The sequence below is a fragment of the Kitasatospora sp. UYEF31 genome, assembly GCF_057291755.1.
This window is the reverse complement of sequence record NZ_JBXAWK010000014.1, coordinates 59,763-79,794: the sequence shown is the minus strand read 5'-3', so window position 1 is coordinate 79,794 and position 20,032 is coordinate 59,763. Positions and strand designations below refer to the sequence as shown.

At 69.1% G+C, this 20,032-nt stretch carries 19 protein-coding genes and 2 pseudogenes; 8 read left to right on the top strand and 13 right to left on the bottom strand.

The genetic code is table 11. The features are described from left to right. Positions 1–9: 9 nt before the first annotated feature. From AC0Z36_RS09860 to rox, 6 genes and pseudogenes are all read right to left on the bottom strand, one after another. Positions 10–405: a VOC family protein gene (locus AC0Z36_RS09860; protein ID WP_485462372.1), complete on the bottom strand. Its 396-nt coding sequence runs from the start codon at positions 403–405 to the stop codon at positions 10–12. A 223-nt stretch (positions 406–628) separates the two neighbouring features. Beyond that, complete coding sequence (locus tag AC0Z36_RS09855) at positions 629–814, bottom strand: hypothetical protein (protein ID WP_485462371.1); 186 nt, start codon at positions 812–814, stop codon at positions 629–631. A gap of 31 nt (positions 815–845) precedes the next feature. Beyond that, positions 846–1,164 (bottom strand): annotated as a pseudogene (locus AC0Z36_RS09850) (ABC transporter); the annotation flags it as partial. A gap of 42 nt (positions 1,165–1,206) precedes the next feature. Beyond that, entirely contained in the window at positions 1,207–1,533 is a 327-nt protein-coding gene (locus AC0Z36_RS09845; protein ID WP_485462370.1) for a hypothetical protein, read from the bottom strand. A 4-nt stretch (positions 1,534–1,537) separates the two neighbouring features. Further along, a pseudogene (locus AC0Z36_RS09840) lies at positions 1,538–1,826 on the bottom strand (helix-turn-helix transcriptional regulator); the annotation flags it as partial. Between the two features lie 91 nt (positions 1,827–1,917). Next, positions 1,918–3,402, bottom strand: coding sequence for a rifampin monooxygenase (gene rox, locus AC0Z36_RS09835; protein ID WP_485462369.1), 1,485 nt, complete (start codon positions 3,400–3,402; stop codon positions 1,918–1,920). A 690-nt stretch (positions 3,403–4,092) separates the two neighbouring features. Here rox and AC0Z36_RS09830 point away from each other — a divergent pair. Then, positions 4,093–4,689, top strand: a complete 597-nt coding sequence (locus AC0Z36_RS09830) for an RNA polymerase sigma factor (protein ID WP_485462411.1) — start codon at positions 4,093–4,095, stop codon at positions 4,687–4,689. Next, the gene (locus tag AC0Z36_RS09825) at positions 4,686–5,705 is read left to right on the top strand and encodes a CU044_5270 family protein (RefSeq protein WP_485462368.1); all 1,020 of its coding nucleotides are present in this window, start codon (positions 4,686–4,688) and stop codon (positions 5,703–5,705) included. The genes AC0Z36_RS09830 and AC0Z36_RS09825 overlap by 4 nt, the downstream gene beginning before the upstream one ends. 139 nt (positions 5,706–5,844) lie before the next feature. Here AC0Z36_RS09825 and AC0Z36_RS09820 read toward each other — a convergent pair whose 3' ends face one another. The 3 genes from AC0Z36_RS09820 to AC0Z36_RS09810 all read right to left on the bottom strand — a co-directional run bounded on the left by AC0Z36_RS09820 (position 5,845) and on the right by AC0Z36_RS09810 (position 10,307). Beyond that, entirely contained in the window at positions 5,845–7,257 is a 1,413-nt protein-coding gene (locus AC0Z36_RS09820; protein ID WP_485462367.1) for an ATP-binding protein, read from the bottom strand. Between the two features lie 150 nt (positions 7,258–7,407). Next, complete coding sequence (locus AC0Z36_RS09815; RefSeq protein WP_485462366.1) at positions 7,408–9,069, bottom strand: NAD(P)/FAD-dependent oxidoreductase; 1,662 nt, start codon at positions 9,067–9,069, stop codon at positions 7,408–7,410. A gap of 188 nt (positions 9,070–9,257) precedes the next feature. Then, positions 9,258–10,307: a zinc-binding dehydrogenase gene (locus tag AC0Z36_RS09810; RefSeq protein WP_485462365.1), complete on the bottom strand. Its 1,050-nt coding sequence runs from the start codon at positions 10,305–10,307 to the stop codon at positions 9,258–9,260. A 241-nt stretch (positions 10,308–10,548) separates the two neighbouring features. Between AC0Z36_RS09810 and AC0Z36_RS09805 the strand changes: the two genes are divergently transcribed. The 4 genes from AC0Z36_RS09805 to AC0Z36_RS09790 all read left to right on the top strand — a co-directional run bounded on the left by AC0Z36_RS09805 (position 10,549) and on the right by AC0Z36_RS09790 (position 12,921). After that, the gene (locus AC0Z36_RS09805; RefSeq protein ID WP_485462364.1) at positions 10,549–11,349 is read left to right on the top strand and encodes a methyltransferase domain-containing protein; all 801 of its coding nucleotides are present in this window, start codon (positions 10,549–10,551) and stop codon (positions 11,347–11,349) included. Between the two features lie 137 nt (positions 11,350–11,486). Further along, entirely contained in the window at positions 11,487–12,035 is a 549-nt protein-coding gene (locus AC0Z36_RS09800) for a hypothetical protein (protein WP_485462363.1), read from the top strand. A gap of 65 nt (positions 12,036–12,100) precedes the next feature. Beyond that, a complete protein-coding gene (locus AC0Z36_RS09795) occupies positions 12,101–12,451 on the top strand; it encodes an HIT family protein (protein ID WP_485462362.1) in 351 nt (116 codons plus the stop codon). 68 nt (positions 12,452–12,519) lie between these two features. Continuing rightward, the gene (locus AC0Z36_RS09790) at positions 12,520–12,921 is read left to right on the top strand and encodes a cupin domain-containing protein (protein WP_485462361.1); all 402 of its coding nucleotides are present in this window, start codon (positions 12,520–12,522) and stop codon (positions 12,919–12,921) included. Between the two features lie 12 nt (positions 12,922–12,933). Here the strand turns inward: AC0Z36_RS09790 and AC0Z36_RS09785 are convergent, their stop codons facing one another. From AC0Z36_RS09785 to AC0Z36_RS09775, 3 genes are all read right to left on the bottom strand, one after another. Continuing rightward, positions 12,934–13,095, bottom strand: coding sequence for a DoxX family protein (locus AC0Z36_RS09785; RefSeq protein ID WP_485462360.1), 162 nt, complete (start codon positions 13,093–13,095; stop codon positions 12,934–12,936). Positions 13,096–13,323: 228 nt separating this feature from the next. Next, the gene (locus AC0Z36_RS09780; RefSeq protein ID WP_485462359.1) at positions 13,324–13,449 is read right to left on the bottom strand and encodes a hypothetical protein; all 126 of its coding nucleotides are present in this window, start codon (positions 13,447–13,449) and stop codon (positions 13,324–13,326) included. 10 nt (positions 13,450–13,459) lie between these two features. Beyond that, the gene (locus AC0Z36_RS09775; RefSeq protein ID WP_485462358.1) at positions 13,460–14,359 is read right to left on the bottom strand and encodes an alpha/beta hydrolase family protein; all 900 of its coding nucleotides are present in this window, start codon (positions 14,357–14,359) and stop codon (positions 13,460–13,462) included. Positions 14,360–14,571: 212 nt separating this feature from the next. Here AC0Z36_RS09775 and AC0Z36_RS09770 point away from each other — a divergent pair, with 212 nt between their 5' ends. Beyond that, positions 14,572–16,911 carry an immune inhibitor A domain-containing protein gene (locus AC0Z36_RS09770; protein ID WP_485462357.1) on the top strand — a complete coding sequence of 780 codons (2,340 nt, stop codon included), beginning with the start codon at positions 14,572–14,574 and terminating at the stop codon, positions 16,909–16,911. Between the two features lie 140 nt (positions 16,912–17,051). On the opposite strand, the gene AC0Z36_RS09765 is transcribed toward AC0Z36_RS09770, so the two are convergent. After that, positions 17,052–17,966, bottom strand: coding sequence for an alpha/beta hydrolase (locus AC0Z36_RS09765; protein WP_485462356.1), 915 nt, complete (start codon positions 17,964–17,966; stop codon positions 17,052–17,054). Between the two features lie 262 nt (positions 17,967–18,228). On the opposite strand from AC0Z36_RS09765, the gene AC0Z36_RS09760 reads away from it, so the two are divergent. Next, entirely contained in the window at positions 18,229–20,022 is a 1,794-nt protein-coding gene (locus tag AC0Z36_RS09760; protein WP_485462355.1) for a HEAT repeat domain-containing protein, read from the top strand. Positions 20,023–20,032: the final 10 nt, after the last annotated feature.

Below are 20,032 nucleotides of genomic sequence, written 5' to 3'. Positions count from 1 at the left end.
CAGGCACCCCTACTGCGGCAGCGGCGCGAGCAGGCTGACGCCGACGCCGTCAGGATCGAGCACGATCGCGTAGCGCTGCGCCCAGAACGCGTCCCACGGCTCCTTGTAGCTGGTGTATCCGGCGGCGGTGAGGTCTCCGTACACCGCGTCGACCTCAGCCGGCGTGTCGCACTGGAAAGCCAGCCCCATGCGCTCGCCGCCGGTCGGCGGTGTCCAGTCGGGGTCGAACGAGTGGATGGTCTCGACGGTGTCCCAGGCCAGGAGCAGTCCGTCGGTGAGCTGGAAGTCGACGTGGGGCTGGGTGTCGGCCTCGGCGGGGATGTCCAGGCCGAGCCGCCGGTAGAAGGCGAGCGACTTGGCCATGTCCGCGACGACGATGCCGGTGAAGTAGAAGCGCGTAGTCATGTGGTCCACACTAAAGCGCAGGTCAGGAGCTGTCTTGAAGAAAACGGACACGGTTTCGGCGCTGACGGACTGTGACGGTCGGCGGCCTACCGGCAGGCCGGTATCGCAGTGGCGGAGTTGCTGCATACTTCGCGGGTCACGTCCATCGCCGGTGCGGGCGGCCTGGGCAGGACCCGGCTCGCGCACGTCGTGAGCCGCCCGTTGACACCGACCTCCGTGCCCGTCAGCAGGCCGCGCAGGGTTTCGATATCGACGCTGAAGGGCCTTCGTTCGACGCCCCGCCGAGGCTGGCACTCATCGCGCCGCCCAGGACGTGGACGAACAGCAGCAGGATGACGACAGGCTGCGCGATGACGCTGATCGTCATGGCCGGGTAGCGCCACGCGTGCCGGAGGTTGCGCCGCAGCATCGCCGCCGTGTCAGCCAGGGTAAAAGGTACGGGCGGTCAGTCCGTAGTCGCCCGGGTCGGCGAACCGCAGGCTGACGTGGCCGCCGGGGACCAGGCGCTTGAGCTCCTCGGGGGTGCCCTGGGCGACGGTTTCCCCGTTGTTGAGGACCGCGATCCGGCCGGTGAGCTGGTCCGCCTCTTCGAGGTACTGCGTCGTCAGGAAGATCGTGACCCCGCCGGCCACAAGGCCGTGGATGATCTGCCACATGGTGTGGCGGCTGCGCGGGTCGAGGCGGGTGGTCGGCTCGTCGAGGAAGATGACGCGGGTCGCCGACCCGCGTCATCTCGAGGTCAAGACGCCGCCGCATGCCGCGGTTTCAGCCGCTCCACGCGCTGTTCCCGGCTTGTACCGGTCACGCCACCGGCGTCAGGTCCTGCACCGGATCAGCCTTGGCCGGTGGGGCCGGTGGGGCCGGTTCGGCCGCAGCGCCCGCCATGGCGGGCGTACGGCGCGGCAGCGCGAACAGCAGCACAAACGCCAGGACGAACGCCCCGACGACGCACCAGAGGCTCGCCCCGAAGGCGTCGTTGAAGGCGTCGTTGAAGGTCGTTCCGGTCGGCGGCTTGCCCTCCATGTGCCCGAAGAACACCAGCGACGACACGGCGACACCCACCGCGGACCCGAGTTGGGCGACCGTGGACAGCAGTCCGGACGCCGATCCCGCGTGCTCGTGCGGCACTTCGGCTGAAGCGCCGACACTTGCCGGCGCAGCCGTGCCGGCAGCACCTGTTCCAGTTTTGCCAGGGCACGTACGGATGTCTCCTCGATCCCGGCCACCGCCGCTGCGGTGCGCAGCCCGATGACGATGGCGACAGCCTCCTCGTGGTCCAGCAGGAGCGGCGGCATGGCCTTGCCCGCTTCGAGGCGGTAGCCGCCGATCGCCCCGTGTGTGGCGTGCACCGGGTAGCCGAGGTCGAGGAGCCGCTCGATGTCGCGCCGGATGGTGCGCGTCGGAAGTCCCCGTACGGATATTTCTCCACCCTTTTTATTTCTTGCCCGAGGAAGAAGGTGAACGCTTCACAGCTCTTCCCGGACAACCCCGCGAGCCCACTGGCCGGGCCGCTCACACTGACCGCCGCCGACTTCCGGGAGCAACTGGTCGGTGCCGCGCACTGGGTCGCCGACTGACGGCGGCGCCGAACCACGTGGGCAGTCGGCTGAGCAGATCCTGCTGATCCTCCCCGACCCACGCCACGTGGCCGTCCGGCCGCAGCAGCACCGCGGGCACGTCCAGTTCCTCGCTGACGTCGACGACGTGGTCGACCCGGTCGGCCCAGCCCGCCACCGAGAGTCGGCCGCTCTGGTCGAGCAGCAGTCCGCGGCCGCCGTGCATCAGCCCGTAGAGCCGCCCCCGCTTCAGCCCCACGTCCCGGAGCCGCCGGCCGAGCAGTTCATGCCCCCCGCCGAAGTCGTAGCGGACCCCGATCGCAGTGATCTTCTCGATCAGGTACCGGTTCACGTCCTCGAAGTCCATCAGTTCCGACACCAGCCGGCGTACTGACCGGGGACCTGGTTCGGTGGACAGCAGCTCCATCTGCGCGCAGGTGTTGTCCAGCACGTCGGCGGCCACCGGGTGCCGTTCGGTGTGGTAGCTGTCCAACAGCCCCTCCGGTGCCCAGCCGTTGACCTCGGCGGCCAGTTTCCAGCCGAGGTTGAACGCGTCCTGGACGCCGAGGTTGAGGCCCTGCCCGCCGGTCGGCGGGTGGATGTGCGCCGCGTCGCCGGCCAGCAGCACCCGGCCGGTCCGGTAGCGCTCGGCCAGCCGGGTGGCGTCGCCGAAGCGGGAGAGCCAGCGCGGTGAGTGCGCGCCGAAGTCGGTCCCGGCGGTCGCCCGCAGCTGCTGCTTGAACTCCTCCAGGGTCGGCGGGACCGCGCGGTCCCCGGTCACCCCGGCGGCGGGTACGACGAGGCGGTACAGCCCGCCCCCGAGGGGCATGGCGCCGAACCGCAGCTGGGTCTTGCGGACTTCGGTCATCACAGCGGTCAGCGTCTCCGGTGGCGCGGTCACCTCCATCTCGCCCAGCAGCGTCTCGACCCTGGTGGGCTCGCCGGGGAAGCCGACGCCGAGCAGCTTGCGCACCGTGCTGCGGCCCCCGTCGCTGCCGACGAGGTAGCGCGAGCGCAACTGCGTGCCGTCGGCCAGTTCGGCGGTCACCCCGTGGTCGTCCTGGCTCAGCCCGACCAGTGCGCAGCCGCGCCGGATCTCGACGCCGAGCTCGGTGGCGTGCTCGGTCAGCAGGCGGTCGGTGGTGGTCTGCGGAATGCCGAGGACGTACGGATGTGCGGTGTCCAGCCGGTCCGGCGACGGCTTGGGGATGCCGGCGAAGAAACCACCGACCGGGTACTGCTGGCCGAGTGCGAGGAACCGCTCCAGCAGACCGCGCTGGTCCATCACCTCGATGCTGCGCGCGTGCAGGCCGAGCGCCCGGACCACCCTGGTCGGCTCCGCCTCCTTCTCCAGCACGAGCGTGTGCACGCCGTGCAGCCGCAACTCGCCGGCCAGCATCAAACCGGTCGGTCCGCCGCCGACCACGATCACGTCAATCATGAAAACCGCCCCATTCAACAAGGTCGCGTTCCGCCAGTTGCTCCGCGCAGTCCGGCGGCGCGCACACCCGCGCCTCCGCGCCGAGTGCCCGTAACCGCACCGCGGGTCCCACCGGTGGTTCGACGTCCCGCGGGGCCCGCATGTCGACAAAAAAGGCGCACGTACTTTGCGAATCCCTGATTTCCTCAGGTTCTGGCTTCGACTGCAGATTCTGCGGCACGACCCGGGTCTTGCCGCAAGGCCCCCGGTGCGCTATACGTTAAGAGTGGCAAGGAGTGGACAACCTCCTTGCCTTTGTCTTTTGTCGTCCACTGTGGACGGACACGCCCCTCCCGAAGTGGTGCCGCGCAGCGTACGGCGCTGCCGTACCGGGTTCCGCAGCCTCGTCCCACAGGCTCCTGCTCCCGTGGTCGCCCGCATGCTCGGCTACAACGACGGCACCACCGCTCGCCTGGCCGTCGAGGCCGGGGGTTCCTGGTCGCACTACGCTCCCAGTGACCACACACGGCGGCCATGAGGTGTCATTCGCGGAGGAACGCGCGACGACCGATTACCCGAGGCTGCCAGGTCGGCCCCTGATACCGCCGCACAACCCGCCGGGGAACGGCGGCGTCACCCCTTCCCCGGACGTGACGGCCACCACGGGAACCACCCCCGCCCCGCCGGACAGTTCAGGGTGTGGACATGACATTGCGCGCCCGGATCCGGGACGGTGACGCCGACGCTTTCGGCGAGATCTTCGACAGTTACGCAAAGGCGGTGTACAACCACGCGTTCCGGTTGACCGGCAACTGGTCGACCGCCGAGGACGTGATGGCGTTGACGTTCCTCGAAGCCTGGAAGTTGCGGAGGAGGGTCGACCCGGAAGGCGGGTCGCTCCGGCCCTGGCTGTTCGGGATAGCGACCAACACCGCCCGCAACATCACCCGTTCGGCCCGGCGCAGGCGCGCGATGCTCGACCGGCTGCCCGCCGACGACACCGTCCCGGACTTCGCTGACGAATCCGACGAACGCCTGGACGACAGCAGAAGACTCGCCGCCGTACACGAGGCACTGAGTGGTCTGCGCCCCGCCGAGCGTGAAGTGATCGCGCTGTGCGTCTGGGCCGAACTGGACTACGCCGCCGCCGCGGAAGCGCTCGGCGTCCCGGTCGGGACCGTACGGTCGCGTCTTTCCCGGGCCAGGAAGAAACTGCGCACCGCTGTTCTGGAACCGAAAGCCGACCACGGACAGGTAGAGGGTGGCCGCACATTCGCGGCCCGGCTCGCCCAGGAGGAAGCCCGATGAACACGCCCGACCGTACGGAATGGACAGGCGCCGAACGGGACCTGCCGCAGGGCCGACACCTTCACCACCGGGAGCAGCTGATGCGCAGCATCCAGCAGGAGAACGCCGAACCGAAGATGCGGCCGTACGTCCGCAGGTCCTTGTTCGCCGTGCCGGCGCTGGCCGCCGCGGGCGCGATGGTCGCGGTGCTCGGCTTCGGGGCGGACCTGTCGCCGTGGTCGGCGGACAAGGACCGCACGTCGTTGTCGATGGCGCAGAACCAAGCGGGTCCGATCCTTGAGCGGATCTCCCTGGCGGCCGGTGGCAAGCCGGAACTCGTGCTCCGGGACAACCAGTTCGTCTACGTGGAGAGCAAGGTTTCATTCACCTGGTCGACCGCCGACGCCGGCGGCGGTGCCCCCGTCTCCGAGGTCAGGCCGCTGCACGGACGGCAGGTCTGGTTGTCGCCCGACGGTTCGAAGAACTGGGTCGTCGAGCCGGGGAACCCGGCGGTCCCAGGTGCCGGGACGGGAGGCAACAAGTGGAGCAGCCCCGAAGGACCGGACAACGCTCCCCTGTGGGGCTCGTACCGTCACATGCAGTCCCTGCCCACCGACCCCGGCAAACTGCTGAAGAAGATCTACGCCGACACCGCGGGTAAGGGAAACGGGCCTGACCAGGAGGCGTTCGTGGTGATCGGCGATCTGCTGCGGGAGTCGATCGCACCGCCGAAACTGGGGCAGGCGCTGTACCGGGCCGCGGCGACGATCCCCGGCGTGGTCGTAGTGGACGATGTCGTGGACGCCGTCGGTCGGCCCGGGGTCGCCGTCGCGCGTCTCGACGAGTTCACCGGCGGGCGTACGGAATGGATCTTCGACAAGACGAGCTACGAGTTCCTGGGCGAGCGCACCGTACAGGTGGAGAAGAGGGCGGGCACGTCGTTGAACGTCGGCACTGTCACCGGCAACACCGCGATCATCACCCGCACGGTGGTTGATCACATCAAGGAGGTTCCGGCGGCGAAGCCGGCCCTGTAGCAGGCCACTTGTGGGGGACCTCCGCTGTCAGGCGGAGGTCCCCCACACGCTTTTTGAGTGCCTGTCAACGCGTACGCCATATCCGCGCCGCAACTCGTCTCACACTATGAGTGACCGCCTGTTTGGCGTTGACACAAACTCACCCGGTCAGCGGCAGCCGCACCTCGAACGTCGTGCTCCCCGGCCCCGATTCGAGCAGCCGCAGGTCCCCGCCGTGTCTCCCCGCGATGATGCGGTAGGAAATATCCAAGCCAAGACCCGTACCCTGCCCGACGGCCTTCGTCGTGAAGAACGGCTCGAAGATGCGCTCGCGCACCTCTGCGGGAACCCCTGGACCGGTGTCCTCCACGTCCACGACGAGGGTCTCGTTCTCCCGCTTGGTCCGCACGGTGAGCGTCCCACTCCCATCCATCGCGTCGACCGCGTTGACGATCAGGTTGGTCCACACCTGGTTGAGCTCGGCCCCGTACGCCGGGATCGGTGGCAGCGTCCGGTCGTAGTCGGTCGCCACGGTGATCCCCGGCGGGATCTTCCCGCGCAGCATCGCCAGCGTGCTGTCCAGCAGCGTGTGCACGTCACTGGTCTGGTGCGGGGCGCGGTCCATCTGGGAGTACTGCTTGGCGTCGGCGAGCAGTTTGGAGATCCGCTCCGTGGCGTCGGTGACCTCGTCGAGCATCTGGGAGATCTCCGTGGCGGCCGTCAGCCAGCGCAGCGCGACCTCCAGGCGTCCGGTCCCGACGAGTTCCCGCACCCGGTCGATCCGTACGGCGTCGATTCCCCCGGCGACCAGGGAGGGGGCGAGTTCCCACGCGTCGGTGACACCGTGCCCTTCGAGCAGGTCGCCCAGTTCGTCCTCGGCGTCGCTGACCTCAAGAGGCGTCCGTACGGGAAAACAGTCAGGCTCCTTGGCACAACGCTGCTGATCCTCGATCAGCTCCGTGAGCAGCAACGGGTCAAGGCCCGACGCGGCGAGTTCGGCCAGGTGGGTGCGCGAGGCCCTGATGCTGGCGCGCAGCTCACCGACGGCACGCCCGGCCGCCGCCGCCGGGTTGTTCAGTTCGTGGGTGAGGCCCGCGGTGATGGTGCCGAGCGCGACGAGCCGCTGCCGTCGGCCGACCAGCTCCTGGTGGGCGCGGGCGCCGAAGGTCAGGCCGTCGAGCAGGTGCCGGGCCATCGGGAACCAGTCCTGCACCAGGAAGGCGAAGTCGGTGGCCGGCAGCACGAAGAAGCGGGACGGTGCGGTGGTGCGCAGCGAATGCTGGTAGACGTCCGGCGCGTGGTCACCCAAGTAGGCGTTGAACGCCCCGGCGTAGACCCCCGGGTGGGAGGTGCGGGTCATCTCCACGACGCCGGAGCCGGTGTCCGTTGACATCACGACCTCGCCCTCGACGAGGACGAAGAGTTCCGCTGACGGGTCGCCCTGCCGTACGACGTGAGTATCGGCGTCGTACTTGCGTTCCGTCCCACGCCCGGCCAGCCACCCGAGCCGCTCGTCGTCGAGCTTTTCGAAGAGGAACAGCCCGCGGAGGTGTTTGACGTCGACGCTGGTCACTTCGTCTCCTCGTGTTGTCCGTGTCCGGTTCCGCTCATGTCTTCACCTCGTGCCGTCCGCGCCCGGCACCGCTCACTTTCCTCACCCCGTGCCGTCCGCGCCCGGCACCGCTCACTTTCCTCACCCCGTGCCGTCCGCGCCCGGCACCGCTCACGTCTTCGCCAGGTAGCGGTGGACCATCGCGACGGCCATCGCGCCCTCGCCGACCGCCGACGCCACCCGTTTGATCGAGTCCGCGCGGACGTCACCTGCGGCGAACACGCCCGGGACGTTGGTCTCCAGGAAGTAGGGGTCGCGTTCCAGCGGCCAGTTGCGCGGCCGCTGCCCGCCGACCGTCAGGTCGGGCCCGGTGGGGACGAAGTCCTGCGGGTTGCGCTCGACGGTTTCGCCGAGCCAGCCGGTGCTGGGGCGCGCGCCGATGAAGACGAAGAGCCACTGCGCGTCGACCGTACGGACACCCTCCGGGCCCTTGATATCCAGTTTCTGGAGGTGCCCGTCGCCGCTCGCCCCGACGACGCTGGTGCCGGTGTGGACGACGATGTTGGGGATGTTCTCGATCTGCTCGATGAGGTAGTGCGACATGGACTTCTCCAGGCCGTCGCTGCGCACCATGAGGTGGACGCGGCTGGCGTAGCCAGCCAGGTACACGGCGGCCTGCCCGGCTGAGTTGGCCGCGCCGACGATGTAGACGTCGTTGCTGCTGCAGGCCGGGGCCTCGGTGAGGGCCGCGCCGTAGTAGACGCCGCTGCCGACGAATTCGTCCAGGCCGGGCACTTCCAGGCGGCGGTAGGTGACGCCCGTGGCGAGGATGACGGTGTGCGCGGCGATCTCCGTACCGTCTTCGAAGCCGATGACGCGGGCCTGGCCGCGGGCCTCCAGACGGGTGACGGTGCGGGCGGTGAGCAGTTCCGCGCCGAACTTCAGGGCCTGACGGCGGGCCCGGTCGGCGAGCTGCGCGCCGGAGACGCCGTCGGGGAAGCCGAGGTAGTTCTCGATGCGGGAGCTCTGCCCGGCCTGGCCGCCGGAGGCGTGCTGTTCGACCAGGACGGTGCGGAGTCCTTCGGAGGCCCCGTACACCGCGGAGCCGAGTCCGGCCGGGCCGCCGCCGATCACCACGAGGTCGTAGAAGTCGGTGATGGGGAGGGTGGTCAGACCCGCGAGTCCGGCGAGTGCTGCGTCCGTGGGCGCGGCGAGCGTGGTCCCCTCGGCGGTGATGACCAGGGGCAGCTGTGGCGGCGAGCCGTCGCTGTGGCAGGCGGCGGCGACCAACTGGACGCCTTCGGGTTCGTCGTCGAGCAGCCAGCGGTAGGACACCTGGTTGCGGGCGAGGAAGTCGCGGACCTCGTACGACCGCGCGGACCAGCGCGCGCCGATCACCCGGAGCTCCGACTGGACGTGCCGGTCGGTGCGGTGCCAGGCGTCCAGCTGCGCGTCGAGGACCGGGTAGAACTTCTCCTGGGGCGGGTCCCACGGCTTGAGCAGGTAGTGGTCGAGGTCGACCACGTTGATCGCCTGGATGGCGGCGTCGGTGTCGGCGTAGGCGGTGAGCAGGATCCGCCGGGCGTGCGGGTACAGGTCCATCGCGTGTTCGAGGAACTCCGTGCCGTTCATCTGCGGCATGCGGTAGTCGGCGAGCATCACGGCGACGTCGGTGCCGCGCAGCCGCAGTTCCCGCAGGGCCTCCATGGCGTCCGCGGCGGACTCGGCGCGGACGATCCGGTAGTCCTGCCCGTAGTTCCGCCGCAGGTCGCGGGCGATGCTCCGGGACACGCCCGGATCGTCGTCCACCGTCAGGATGACCGGCTTCTCCATGGGTGAAATCCTCCGCAGTTGTGTGATCTTCAGACGTTCTCCGCATGAGCATGCCATTCGGGGGGCGGTTTCCGAGAGGCGGGGATCCGCCGGGCGGCTCTTGTCGCTCCATGTGCGGCGGTGCGGACCTCCACCGGTTCCGCACCGCCGTACACATGCTTTTGCCAGAGCCAGAGCCAGAGCCAGAGTCAGCGCTCGTCGGTCGTCAGCACCACTTTGCCCTCGGCCGCGCGGGTCTCCAGGGCCGCGTGCGCGTCTGCGGCCCGCTTGAGCGGGAACCGCATGATCAACGGGATGAGGCGGCCCGCCGCCGCCTCGTCCAACGACCGGGCCTGCAGTTCACGCCAGCCACCGGAGGGAACCATGCCGGGGCCGAGCGCCCAGGTGGCGGTCAGCTGACGCTCGATGAGGTCCTGTGTCGTGATCTGAGTAGGTTCCCCCGCTGCCCAGCCGTGCAGCAGGAAGCGGCCACCGGGGCCGAGCAGCTCGAAAGCCTCGCGTCCGGAAGCGCCGCCGACGCCGTCGAAGACCACGCTCACCGCACGCCCGGCCGGGCTTCCGTCGAGGGCCGGGCTTCCGTCGCGGACCATGCTTCCGTCGCCGACCGCGATTCCGTCCAGAGCCGCCCGGACGCGCGCGGGCCAGTCGGCGTCCCGGTAGTCCACCGCGACATCGGCGCCGAGGGCACGGACACGCTCCACCTTCGCGGGCCCACCGGCCACTCCCACGACGACCGCACCGGCCTGGCGCGCGGCCTGGACGAGCAGACTGCCGACCCCGCCGGCCGCCGACATGACCAGGACGACGTCACGCTCGGAGAGCTGCGCGACACGCAGCAGGCCCTGGACTGTGGCCCCGGTCGTCACCATCGCCACGGCGGTCTCCGCGTCCAGGTGATCGGGGATCGGGTGGAGGGAACCGACGGCGGCAACCGCCTCCTCGGCGTACCCACCGCCCGAATCCAGCGCGGCCACCACCCGGCGGCCCACCCATTGCTTGTCCACCGCCGGGCCCACCGCGGTCACGACACCGGCGACCTCCCCGCCGAGGGTCGTCGGCAGTACTGGCGGCAGATGCGGGCCGATGCCCTGGCCGCGCCGGAGCGTGGTCTCGATGAAGTGGACGCCGCTCACCCGGACATCGATCAGCACCTGCCCTTCGGACGGCACCGGGGTGGGGACCTCTTCGTAGCTCAGATTCTCAGCCGGACCAAAGGTGTGGAGTCGTATGGCGTGCATGTCATGCCCTCCCTGTGGATCGATCCGCCGGCCGGGGCCGACTGGAATGATCATTGTGGAACTTCAACCACGCGTGAGGCCAAGGGTGGGGTATCGCGAGACGCGATCCATTGGATGGAAATCAACAGACCCCTTACGGCAGACGATCTGTATCCAGAATGTGAGACATGATTCTCAACATGCGGTATCGCTGGCTAGAGTCGCGACTGCCAGCATGACGACACGTCAGGGAGACTCCGCCATGACTGAGAAGGCCGCCTACACCCACGGGCACCACGAATCGGTACTGCGCTCACACATGTGGCGCACCGCCGCCAACTCCGCCGACTATCTGCTCGGGCACCTGCGGCCCGGCATGTCCGTGCTGGACGTCGGCTGCGGTCCGGGCACCATCACCGCAGACCTGGCCGCACTGGTGGCACCCGGTCGGGTGACCGGCGTGGAGAATGCCCCCGCCGTGCTCGATGAAGCCCGGCGCAATTGTGCGGGTGTGAACAACGTCGAATTCCGTACGGCCGACGTCCACGCGTTGGACCTCCCTGACAACTCGTTCGACGTCGTGCACGCCCACCAGGTCCTGCAGCACGTCGCCGACCCTGTGCTGGCGATGCGGGAGATGCGCAGGGTGTGCAAGCCCGGCGGCATCGTCGCTGCCCGCGACTCCGACTACTCCGGATTCACCTGGTTCCCGCAACTGCCCGCGCTGGACCAGTGGATGACGCTGTATCAGCGCGCTGCCCGCGCCAACCAGGGCGAACCGGATGCCGGGCGGCGACTGCTGTCCTGGGCCAGGGAAGCCGGATTCACCGACGTGACGCCGACCGCGTCGGTCTGGTGCTTCGCGAACGACGAGGACCGCGCGTGGTGGGGCGGCATGTGGCGGGACCGCATCCTGAAGTCCGCCCTCGCCGACCAGGCACTGGCCGACGGCCTGGCCACGCAGGACGGCCTCCAGCGGATGAGCGACGCGTGGAGTGCCTGGTCGACGGACCCCGACGGGTGGCTGGGGGTGCTGCACGGGGAGATCCTCTGCCGGGTCTGACCCAGGTCGCCCCGTGGTCCCGCGAGGTCCACGTGACCGACCCGGACGGGAACCGGCTGCGGATCGGCGAGGTTCAGTAAGCCGCGCCCATCGATCTTCATAGTGTCGTCGAGCGCCGGGCTTTAGCATCGGGTCGCATGACGCTTCAACCGCTGTACTGGGATCCGCTGCCCGCGCATTCCGCTCTGCCGGAACCACTGCGGAACACCTTCGGCGGCCAGTGGAAGAACCTGGACTGGCGGAACGTGCCAGGCCCGTTCTACGGGGCGGAGACCGACAGTTGCTGGTGCGGGCGGCTGCACGCGCCTGACAACGTCCTTTATGAGGACGGGTTCGGCTCGGAGGTCGTGTTCCGGCAGCCCCGTAGCGCGGACGAGGTCGCCGGGCTGGCAGAATCCGCCTGGAACGACCCGTTCGGCGCATACGCCAAGGACGGCGATGACCACTGGACCACCGAATCCGTACGCGACTGGTGGCGTAATCGCGGCCGGGTCCAGGAGTGGCTCACCGGTCTTACGCCGGTCTGGGCATCCTCCCCGAACTCCCAAGAGGCCGAAGCCGCTATCGGCCTCCGTGACTACGCCGTTTATCTCGACGACGGCCTTGAGACCTACCTCCGCGCCTACCTCTTCTGGCTCGAAGAACGCAGCCTCCCGATGACCGGTGTCACTTTGCCGGAGCTCTGACAGTGGGCGGAGATCAATGCAGCCGGTTCAGCTACGCCGCCCAGCTCGGCAGCTCACTCGACGGCATGCTGACCGAGCTGGCCCTCCTCGACGCCGGCGGGCTCGTACCAGTACCGGCGCATCTGTCGTTCGAGGAGGCCGCCGGTCTGGGTCTTTGGCAGGTACGGATTTCCCGTGCGCTTCAGGACTACACCGGGTGTGCGAAGAGCTACGTCGCCCAGTTCGCTGAGGCGGCGGGTTTTTCGCACGTCCACTTCCACATCGTGCCGCGTATGCCGGACTGGCCGGCGGAGGTCAGCGGGCCAGGTGTGTTCCGGTTGATCGGGGCGCATGTGGAGAATCCCGTCGATGCCACACGGATGGACGAAGTCGCGCTCGGGATCGGCGCGTTGCTGAGCCCCGACACGGACAGCTAAGACCCGGACGCGCACTCGTCGCGTTCGGCGGCCACGGTCCGGAAGGTGCGACATGGCAGGCTTGCCCCATGACTGATGATCAGAAGACCTCCGCCTCCGTAGACCTCACTCAGGCGTACGAGACCTTCGACGCGTTCTGGGACCCGCGCATCGCCGCGACAGTGAACGACTACGACGTGAAGATCGCCAAGACGGAAGGACAGTACGTCTGGCACGCACACGCCGAAACCGACGAGTTCTTCCTGTGCATAGCGGGGGAACTCACCTTGGAGCTTGAGGGCCGCGACCCGGTGGTCCTCAAGCCGATGCAGGTGTTCACCGTGCCGCGCGGGCTGCCGCACCGGCCGTCGGGGATCCCCGGCACTCGGGTGCTGTTCCTGGAGCCGAAGGGCACGCTCAACTCCGGCGATGCGGACTTGAGCAAGGCGGCTTGGGTGCCGGTGACCCGGGGAGTGGCACTGGACAGCTAGGGCCTGTTCGTCTCAGGACGAGGCAAGTCCCAATACCAGTACGGCTAGAGCCAGTAGGAGGAATCCGTTCGCCGAGGCGAATTGAGCTGAGTAGTCTCCGGCCCGCACGTGGGTGTAGACGGCGCAGACGAAGAACAGGATGAGGCCGATGGCGGCGGCGGTCCCGACTGTCACCGGAGCCGGACAAGGCGTGTACGACCCGGCTGGTTCCGCTCACACGCGCAGTACTGGTTTCCCCCCAGGCCATGATGATCTGCGGAGAATAGCGACTTGTGCCGACAGCGGACCGGCCAGGTGCCGCTAACGCGGGAACCACTGCGTTGACCATGGGAATCCCACAGAGCGATTCCGGCAATCCGGGCGGCGTATTCGCGGAATGCCGCTGATCGACACGACCTGTCCCTACATGTTGATCGTAACGCCGGGGTCGGCCGCGGGGTCGGCCGTGGTGTCGGCCCAGTCGCCGGACATGAAAACGGCGAGCGCGTCGGAGACGGGCAGGTCATGGCTGCCGGTGTTGAAGGACATCCGGTCCTCCTCAGGAGTTGAGGGCGCGGCGGATGAAGTCCAGTTCCGCGACCATTGTGCGTTCGGCTAAGCCGTTCGGCGTCAGGTGGGAAACGCCGGGGAGCGGCAGCACGGCGTGCGGGCGCCCGGCTTCGTGCAGCGCCTGGGACAGGTGGAACGTGTGCAGCGGGGGCACGTTGTCGTCGGCCAGCCCTTGGATGAGCAACAGTGGCCGGGTCAGCCGGGGGGCGTCGGCGAGCAGTCCGTCGGCTTCGTACACCTCGGGGTTGTCCTGCGGCATACCGAGATAGCGCTCGGTGTACGCGGTGTCGTAGAGCAGTTGCAGGCGCTGCTGCAACCGGTCGGCGACGGTGACGAAGGGTCCGCCCGAAGACCAGTCGGCACCGGTGACGTACGGGAATTCCGTACGGTCCCAGCTGACTTCCGTACGGCCGACTTCAAGACCCAGCACGTGCAGTGTGCCCTCGGTGACGTAGGCGATCCGCTTACCGTCCGGTGCCGGGCGCGGGTCGAAGACCGGCCCGGGGGTGGCGATCTCGTCGGTGCCGCTGAACAGCCGTCCGTCGAGCGCGAAGGCGATCGTACGGAATTCAGCGTCGGTTGCGTACGTCCCGATCCCGGCGGTGGAAAGCCTCGTGCGTTCGCGCAGCGCGGCCTCTTCGGCGGGGAGCGCGGTGCCGGCGAAGCTGGAAAGTTCCCCCGGGTCGGCGAGCAGGCGTTCCTCACCGGTCGTCAGGTCGAGTTGCCACAGTGCGTCGACCGGGTCGATCGGGCCGGCGGAGCGCAGGAACAGGGCGCGGCGGCCGTCGGCGGCGATGCTGACGGCGCGTGGCGCGCCCCGGGTGAAGCGCTGGGTGCGGGCGCACTGCCGGAGGTAGGGGTCCAGGGCCGGGCCGGGCTTGAATGCCATGTGACATAGCACACCGGTTTTCGCCTGCACTTGTCAACAGTTCGACGGCGATGGACGCGAACCCTTCTAGTGCAGGCTCACGTATGACATATTACTGAATCGCTCGACCGCGGCGTATGCCGCCGCGGTCGGGCCACCAGCTCACCTCCCGTCATCCGCCTTGCCGGTGGGGCCAGTTCGACTGCCCACCGCCCGGAGAGGAGCACGTCCCCGTGCGCAGAACGCACTTCACCCGGTCCCTCACGGCGCTCGCCGTCGGAGCCGCACTCGCTGTGGGCATCGCCCCGGCCACCCACGCGGCGGAGTCCGCTCCGCCCGGCGTCCCGGACTCCCCGGGGCCCGTGCAGCCGGACGTCGCACTGTCCCCCCTCGCCGCCAAACAGCAGGACAAGCTGCAGACCGCGGCCAATCTGCGGCTTGAGAACGGCGAACAGCCCGCCGCCGGAGGGCCGCAGGCCCGCGGCGTCGCTCCGGGCAGCCCCAACACGGTCAAGCTCGGCCAGTGGGACTCCGTCCAACTGCCCCGCGACCGTACGGACAACATGTTCGTGGTCCTCGCCGAGTTCGGCGACAAGGTCGACCCGCAGTACGGCGGCACCGCCGGGCCGCTGCACAACGCGATCCCCAAGCCGGACCCCGCGGCCGACAACCACACCTACTGGGAGAAGGACTTCGGCAAGGACTACTTCCAGAAGCTGTACTTCGACACGAAGTCGGGGGCGAACTCCCTGACGAACTACTACAACGCGCAGTCCTCGGGCCGGTACGGCCTCAAGGGCGAGGTCACCGACTGGGTGAAGGTCCCGTACAACGAGGCCCGCTACGGCAACGACGTGTGCGGCATGGCCTGTTCGTCGAATCTGATCGGCGACGCCCTGGAGGCGTACGTCGCCCGGGAGAAGGCGGCCGGGAAGACCAGCGGGCAGATCAAGACGGCGCTCGCGAAGTACGACCAGTGGGACCGCTACGACTACGACCACGACGGGAACTACGAGGAGCCGGACGGCTACCTCGACCGGTTCCAGATCGTGCACGCCGGGATCGACGGCACGTGGGGCGGCGGCACGCAGGGCACCGACGCGGTGTGGGCGCACCGCTCCAACGCCTTCACCGGCGGCGTCGGCAAGACCGGGCCGCAGTACAACAAGCAGGGCGGCGCGCCGGTCGGCGACACCGGCCTGTGGGTCAACGACTACGTGACCGGCGGCGAGAACAGCGGAGTGGGCCTGTTCGCCCATGAGTTCGGCCACGACCTGGGGCTCCCGGACGAGTACAGCACCGGTGAGAACAAGGGAGACAACTCCTCCGGCTTCTGGACGCTGATGTCCTCCGGTTCGTACATGGGCGAGGCCAACGGTCGCCTCCCCGGCGGGATGAACGCGTGGGACCGCTTCCAGCTGGGCTGGCTCGACTACGACAAGGCCAAGGCGGGGACGAACTCCCAGCACATCCTCGGCCCGACGGCGTTCACCAGCTTCGGCAAGCAGGCCGTGATCGTGGACCTGCCGAAGAAGACGGTCACCCGTACGGTCACCACACCGTTCCAGGGCAAGCAGATGTGGTGGTCGTCCAAACACGACAACCTCAACGCGACCCTGACCCGCCCGGTGAAACTGACGGGTAAGCAGAAGGCCTCCCTGGAAGCCAAGGTCTGGTTCGAGACCGAGGTGGCCTGCGACTTCGTGTACGCGGAGGTCTCGGTCAACGGCGGCGCGGACTGGACGTACCTCGACGGCACGCTCAACGGGAAGCCGCTCGAGCGTACGGCCGACGGGGTGCCGGCGCTCAACGGGAAGTCCGGCGGCTGGCTCGACGTGGCCTACCCGCTCGACGCGTTCGCCGGGAAGGACGTCCTGTTCCGCTTCCGGGCGACCAGTGACACCGGCGTCAACAAGCCCGGCTTCGCCGCGGACCTGGTGAAGGTCGCCGCCGACGGCACCGAGCTGTTCGCCGACGACGTGGAGTCCGGGGACAACGGCTGGACGGCCGCCGGCGGCTTCCAGCGCAGCACCGGGCAGTGGGACGAGGTTCACCCCATGGCGTACTTCGTGGAGAACCGCCGCTACCTCGGCTACGACGAGCGGCTGAAGTACGGCCCGTACAACTACGGCAACTGGGGTGTCCCCGGAAAGGGCGACATCACCGAGCGGTACGCGTACCAGGACGGTGTCCTGATCTCGCTGTACGACGGCAGCTACGCCGACAGCTCGACCCCGGACCACCCCGGCGAGGGGCAGATCCTGCCGATCGACGCCAACCCGGCGCCGCTGAAGTGGGCGAACGGCGCGAACATGAACGGCCGCGTCCAGACCTACGACGCGACGTTCACCACGGGTAGGTACGACGCGCTCACCCTGCACAACGCGGGTGTCGCGACGAAGATCCCGGCGCACAAGGGGGTGTCGTCGTTCAACGACCGCACGGGGAAGTACTGGATCCCTGAGCTGCCGAACAACGGCGTGAAGGTGCCGGACACCAACACCCGCATCGATGTGACCGCCGAGTTCCTCGACGGCCGGTACACGATGATCCGGGTGCGCCCGGCCGGCTGATCCGAACGCCCGCGGGTCCCGGTCACGGCGGTGACCGGGACCCGCGGCGTCCGACCTTGCGGCGCTGTATCCCGTGGCGTCCTACCGGGTAGTTCCGTACGCCGTCGCGTCCTGCCCTGCGGTTCTGTCGCCGTCGCGTCCTACCGTGCGCCGCTGTACGCCGTCGCCTCCCGGATGTAGGCCCCCATCGCCGCCACCGCGGCATCGGCCTCCGCCAGTGAACCGGCCAGCGTCTGGAATTCGTGCCACAGGCCCTCGTACGGGACGTACTCGACCGGCACGCCCACCTTCTGCGCGAGGTTGTGGAGCAGCGCCGAGTCCGGGGCCAGCAGGTCGTCCTGCCCTGCCTGCACCAGCATCGGCGGCAGGCCCGTCAGATCGGCGTACGCGGGGGACAGCGCCGGGTCGTCGGCCCGCATATCGGTGCGGCACAGCTCAGCCATCTGCCGGACCCAGGCGACCCGGAGCAGTGGATCGTCGTCCCGCTCGGGCGTCTGCGTGCCGGTCCAGCGGTCGACGTCCATCCACGGGGAGATCAGCGCCAGTGCGGCCGGCAGCGGTTCACCTGCGTCGCGCAGCCGGACGGAGGTGGAGACCGCGAGCCCGCCACCGGCGGAGTCGCCCGCCAGGACCAACTGCTCCGGCTCCCACGCCGACGCGAGCAGCGCGCGGTACGTGTCGACCGCGTCGTCCTGCGCGGCGGGGAAGGGGTGCTCGGGGGCCAGCCGGTAGTCCGGGAGGTAGACCGTCGCGTCGGCGGCGAGCGCGAGGTGCGCGCCCAGGCCGAGGTAGGTCCGCGCGGACCCGGCGATGTACCCGCCGCCGTGCAGGTAGAGGACAGCCCGCGCCGGATTGCCGTCCTGCGGCCGGACGCGGATCGTCGGCACGCCGCCGAGCATGCCCTTCATGGTCCTGATGCCGCGCGGCAGCGGGATGCCCCGCGCGATCGTCTCCATCCACCTGCGCTGTGCGGGGACCGGGACTTCGGGCCGCAGGACGGTGCGCAGGAGCACGCTCATCATGCGTCGGGCGGCGGGTGCGGGGAGTGCAGGCATCGTGTGCCCTTCTTCCGTCGGCGGTGCCGGATCAACCAGGTACGACCGAAGCTAACAGTGGGCTGGCGGGGTTCCAAGGGGGCGCCCGTGCGCCTGGTGCGGTGCGGCGTGGGCTCCGGCGGCCGGAGAGGCAGTGGGGTTGATCGAGGGATTCCTGCGGAATCAGCGCCCGGTACGGGGCACTCGCTCCGTGCGAATCCCATGCTCAGCACGCGCAACGGGTAGCGTGCCGGTTCACGCCCGCGCCGTTGGAAGGACCCGCATGCTCGCCGGACTCGACTCCATCGACTGGGGCTCGCTGAAGCACGCCTACGGCTCCGCAAAGGACGTACCGTCGCTATTGCGCGGACTGCTGTCGGACGACCCGGAGGTCCAGGAGCAGTCCCTGGACGGGATGTACGGCGCCGTGCACCACCAGGGCGACATCTACGACTCCACGCTCGCGGCCGTCCCGTTCCTCCTGGAGATCGTCGCGGTGCCGGGGCTCCCGGACCGCGAACGCATCCTGGAGCTGCTGGGCGGCATCGGCGACCAGAACGACCTCGGTCACCTGGACGAGGACGACGAGGAGGACGCCGCCGCGCTGCGGAACCGGCTCCTCGCGGGTGCGGCGGTGCAGGTGGGGCACCCGCTGTTCCTGCTGCTACTCGACGACGAGGTCCCAGCGGTGCGCCGGAATGCCGCGCACGTGTTGACGGTGTGCCGGGACTACGCGGACGAGTCCCTGCCGGTGCTGCGGCGCTGCTTCGGCCAGGAAGACGACCCGGAGGCCCGGCTGGGGCTCCTGGACGCGATCGGCAAGCTGGCGGCGGGCTCGGACATCGCCGGGTGGCTGCGCGAACTGACTGAGGGAGCGGAAGATCCGGCGGTCCGGCTCGCGGCACTGACCCAGTTGATCCGCATTTCCCCCACGCCGGGGGTGGCGCGGGTGATCGCCGGTCTCCTCGATGAGGCGTATGCGGATGCGGCCCCTGAGACGGGCACCGGTGGCAGCCCGGCCCCGACCACCCTCACCGGGATGAACCGCCGGCTGAACGACCAGAACCGGGCCGGCCGCCGGGCCCCGTGGCTGTCCGGTCTTGTACGGGAGGCGCACAACGCGCTTGGCGACCGTACGCAAGAGCGTCTGACATTGCTTTCCGCCGAACTGACGGCCACCGGCTGGGAACGCAGGACCGACGCCGTGCGCATCAGCTCGCTGATGATGCGTGAGTTCCGTGGACCGTACGGGTCGGTGGTGGCACAGATCGGCGAGCAGTTGTCGGCCACCGAGCCGCGCCTGGTGGCCGCTGCCGCGCACGCGCTGGTGGGCCTGCACAAGCTGGCGGCTCCCGCCGCCGACGCACTGGTGGAACTCCTCAACCACAGTCCGCGAGCGGAGAAACCGGATGCGTTCGGCGGCGAGGTGCCACCGTGGGTGATCCTGTACGGCTCCGGTCTCCCCTACTGCGGGGAGGTTCTGCGTGCCCTCGCGCAGATCGGCGATGTCCGGGTTCTGCCCGCACTGCGCTGGGCGTTGGAGTACGAGGAGATGCCCGCCGACATCGGATATCTGATTGGCGGAATGGGCTCCACAGCAGTGGACCTGCTGCCGCTCGTCCGCGAACGCCTGCGGGAACTCCCCGCGAAGAAGGGGTACGACGCGCGCCGGGACGGCCTGGTCTCAGCGCTCGTCGGCCTCGGTGCCGCGGCGGTTCCCGAGCCGACTGCCGCGTCCTCCGCTGCGGAGCTTCGGGCAGAGCTCACCGCCGAGAATGTCTGGCACCGGGTCAGGGCCGCGAGCGCACTGTGGCGGATCGACGGCGAGGTCGGCGCGGTGCTTCCGGTGTTGAGCGCCGCGTGGGTTGAGAATCCGCACACACGCAAGGGCATCGCGGAATGCTTCCTGGACATGGGCCCGGCCGCGGCGGGAGTCGCGGTGCCGTTGGTGCGCGGGGAGCTCGACAGACGAGGACGGCACAACTACGACCCGAACGGTTTCAGCACCAGCGACATCCCGGGCGACGAAGCCCTGCTCGCCGCCTGCCGGGAGGCGCTGGTTGTGTTGGAGAGCTGAAGAACTTCTT

Bases quoted from the DNA above. Each gene is read 5' to 3' on its own strand.
- AC0Z36_RS09765 (WP_485462356.1), bottom strand. From the start codon at position 17,966: ATGCCTGCACTCCCCGCACCCGCCGCCCGACGCATGATGAGCGTGCTC.
- AC0Z36_RS09815 (WP_485462366.1), bottom strand. From the start codon at position 9,069: ATGGAGAAGCCGGTCATCCTGACGGTGGACGACGATCCGGGCGTGTCC.
- AC0Z36_RS09825 (WP_485462368.1), top strand. From the start codon at position 4,686: ATGAACACGCCCGACCGTACGGAATGGACAGGCGCCGAACGGGACCTG.
- AC0Z36_RS09810 (WP_485462365.1), bottom strand. From the start codon at position 10,307: ATGCACGCCATACGACTCCACACCTTTGGTCCGGCTGAGAATCTGAGC.
- AC0Z36_RS09800 (WP_485462363.1), top strand. From the start codon at position 11,487: ATGACGCTTCAACCGCTGTACTGGGATCCGCTGCCCGCGCATTCCGCT.
- AC0Z36_RS09795 (WP_485462362.1), top strand. From the start codon at position 12,101: ATGCTGACCGAGCTGGCCCTCCTCGACGCCGGCGGGCTCGTACCAGTA.
- rox (WP_485462369.1), bottom strand. From the start codon at position 3,402: ATGATTGACGTGATCGTGGTCGGCGGCGGACCGACCGGTTTGATGCTG.
- AC0Z36_RS09780 (WP_485462359.1), bottom strand. From the start codon at position 13,449: ATGTCCTTCAACACCGGCAGCCATGACCTGCCCGTCTCCGACGCGCTC.
- AC0Z36_RS09775 (WP_485462358.1), bottom strand. From the start codon at position 14,359: ATGGCATTCAAGCCCGGCCCGGCCCTGGACCCCTACCTCCGGCAGTGC.
- AC0Z36_RS09760 (WP_485462355.1), top strand. From the start codon at position 18,229: ATGCTCGCCGGACTCGACTCCATCGACTGGGGCTCGCTGAAGCACGCC.
- AC0Z36_RS09860 (WP_485462372.1), bottom strand. From the start codon at position 405: ATGACTACGCGCTTCTACTTCACCGGCATCGTCGTCGCGGACATGGCC.
- AC0Z36_RS09790 (WP_485462361.1), top strand. From the start codon at position 12,520: ATGACTGATGATCAGAAGACCTCCGCCTCCGTAGACCTCACTCAGGCG.
- AC0Z36_RS09855 (WP_485462371.1), bottom strand. From the start codon at position 814: ATGCTGCGGCGCAACCTCCGGCACGCGTGGCGCTACCCGGCCATGACG.
- AC0Z36_RS09805 (WP_485462364.1), top strand. From the start codon at position 10,549: ATGACTGAGAAGGCCGCCTACACCCACGGGCACCACGAATCGGTACTG.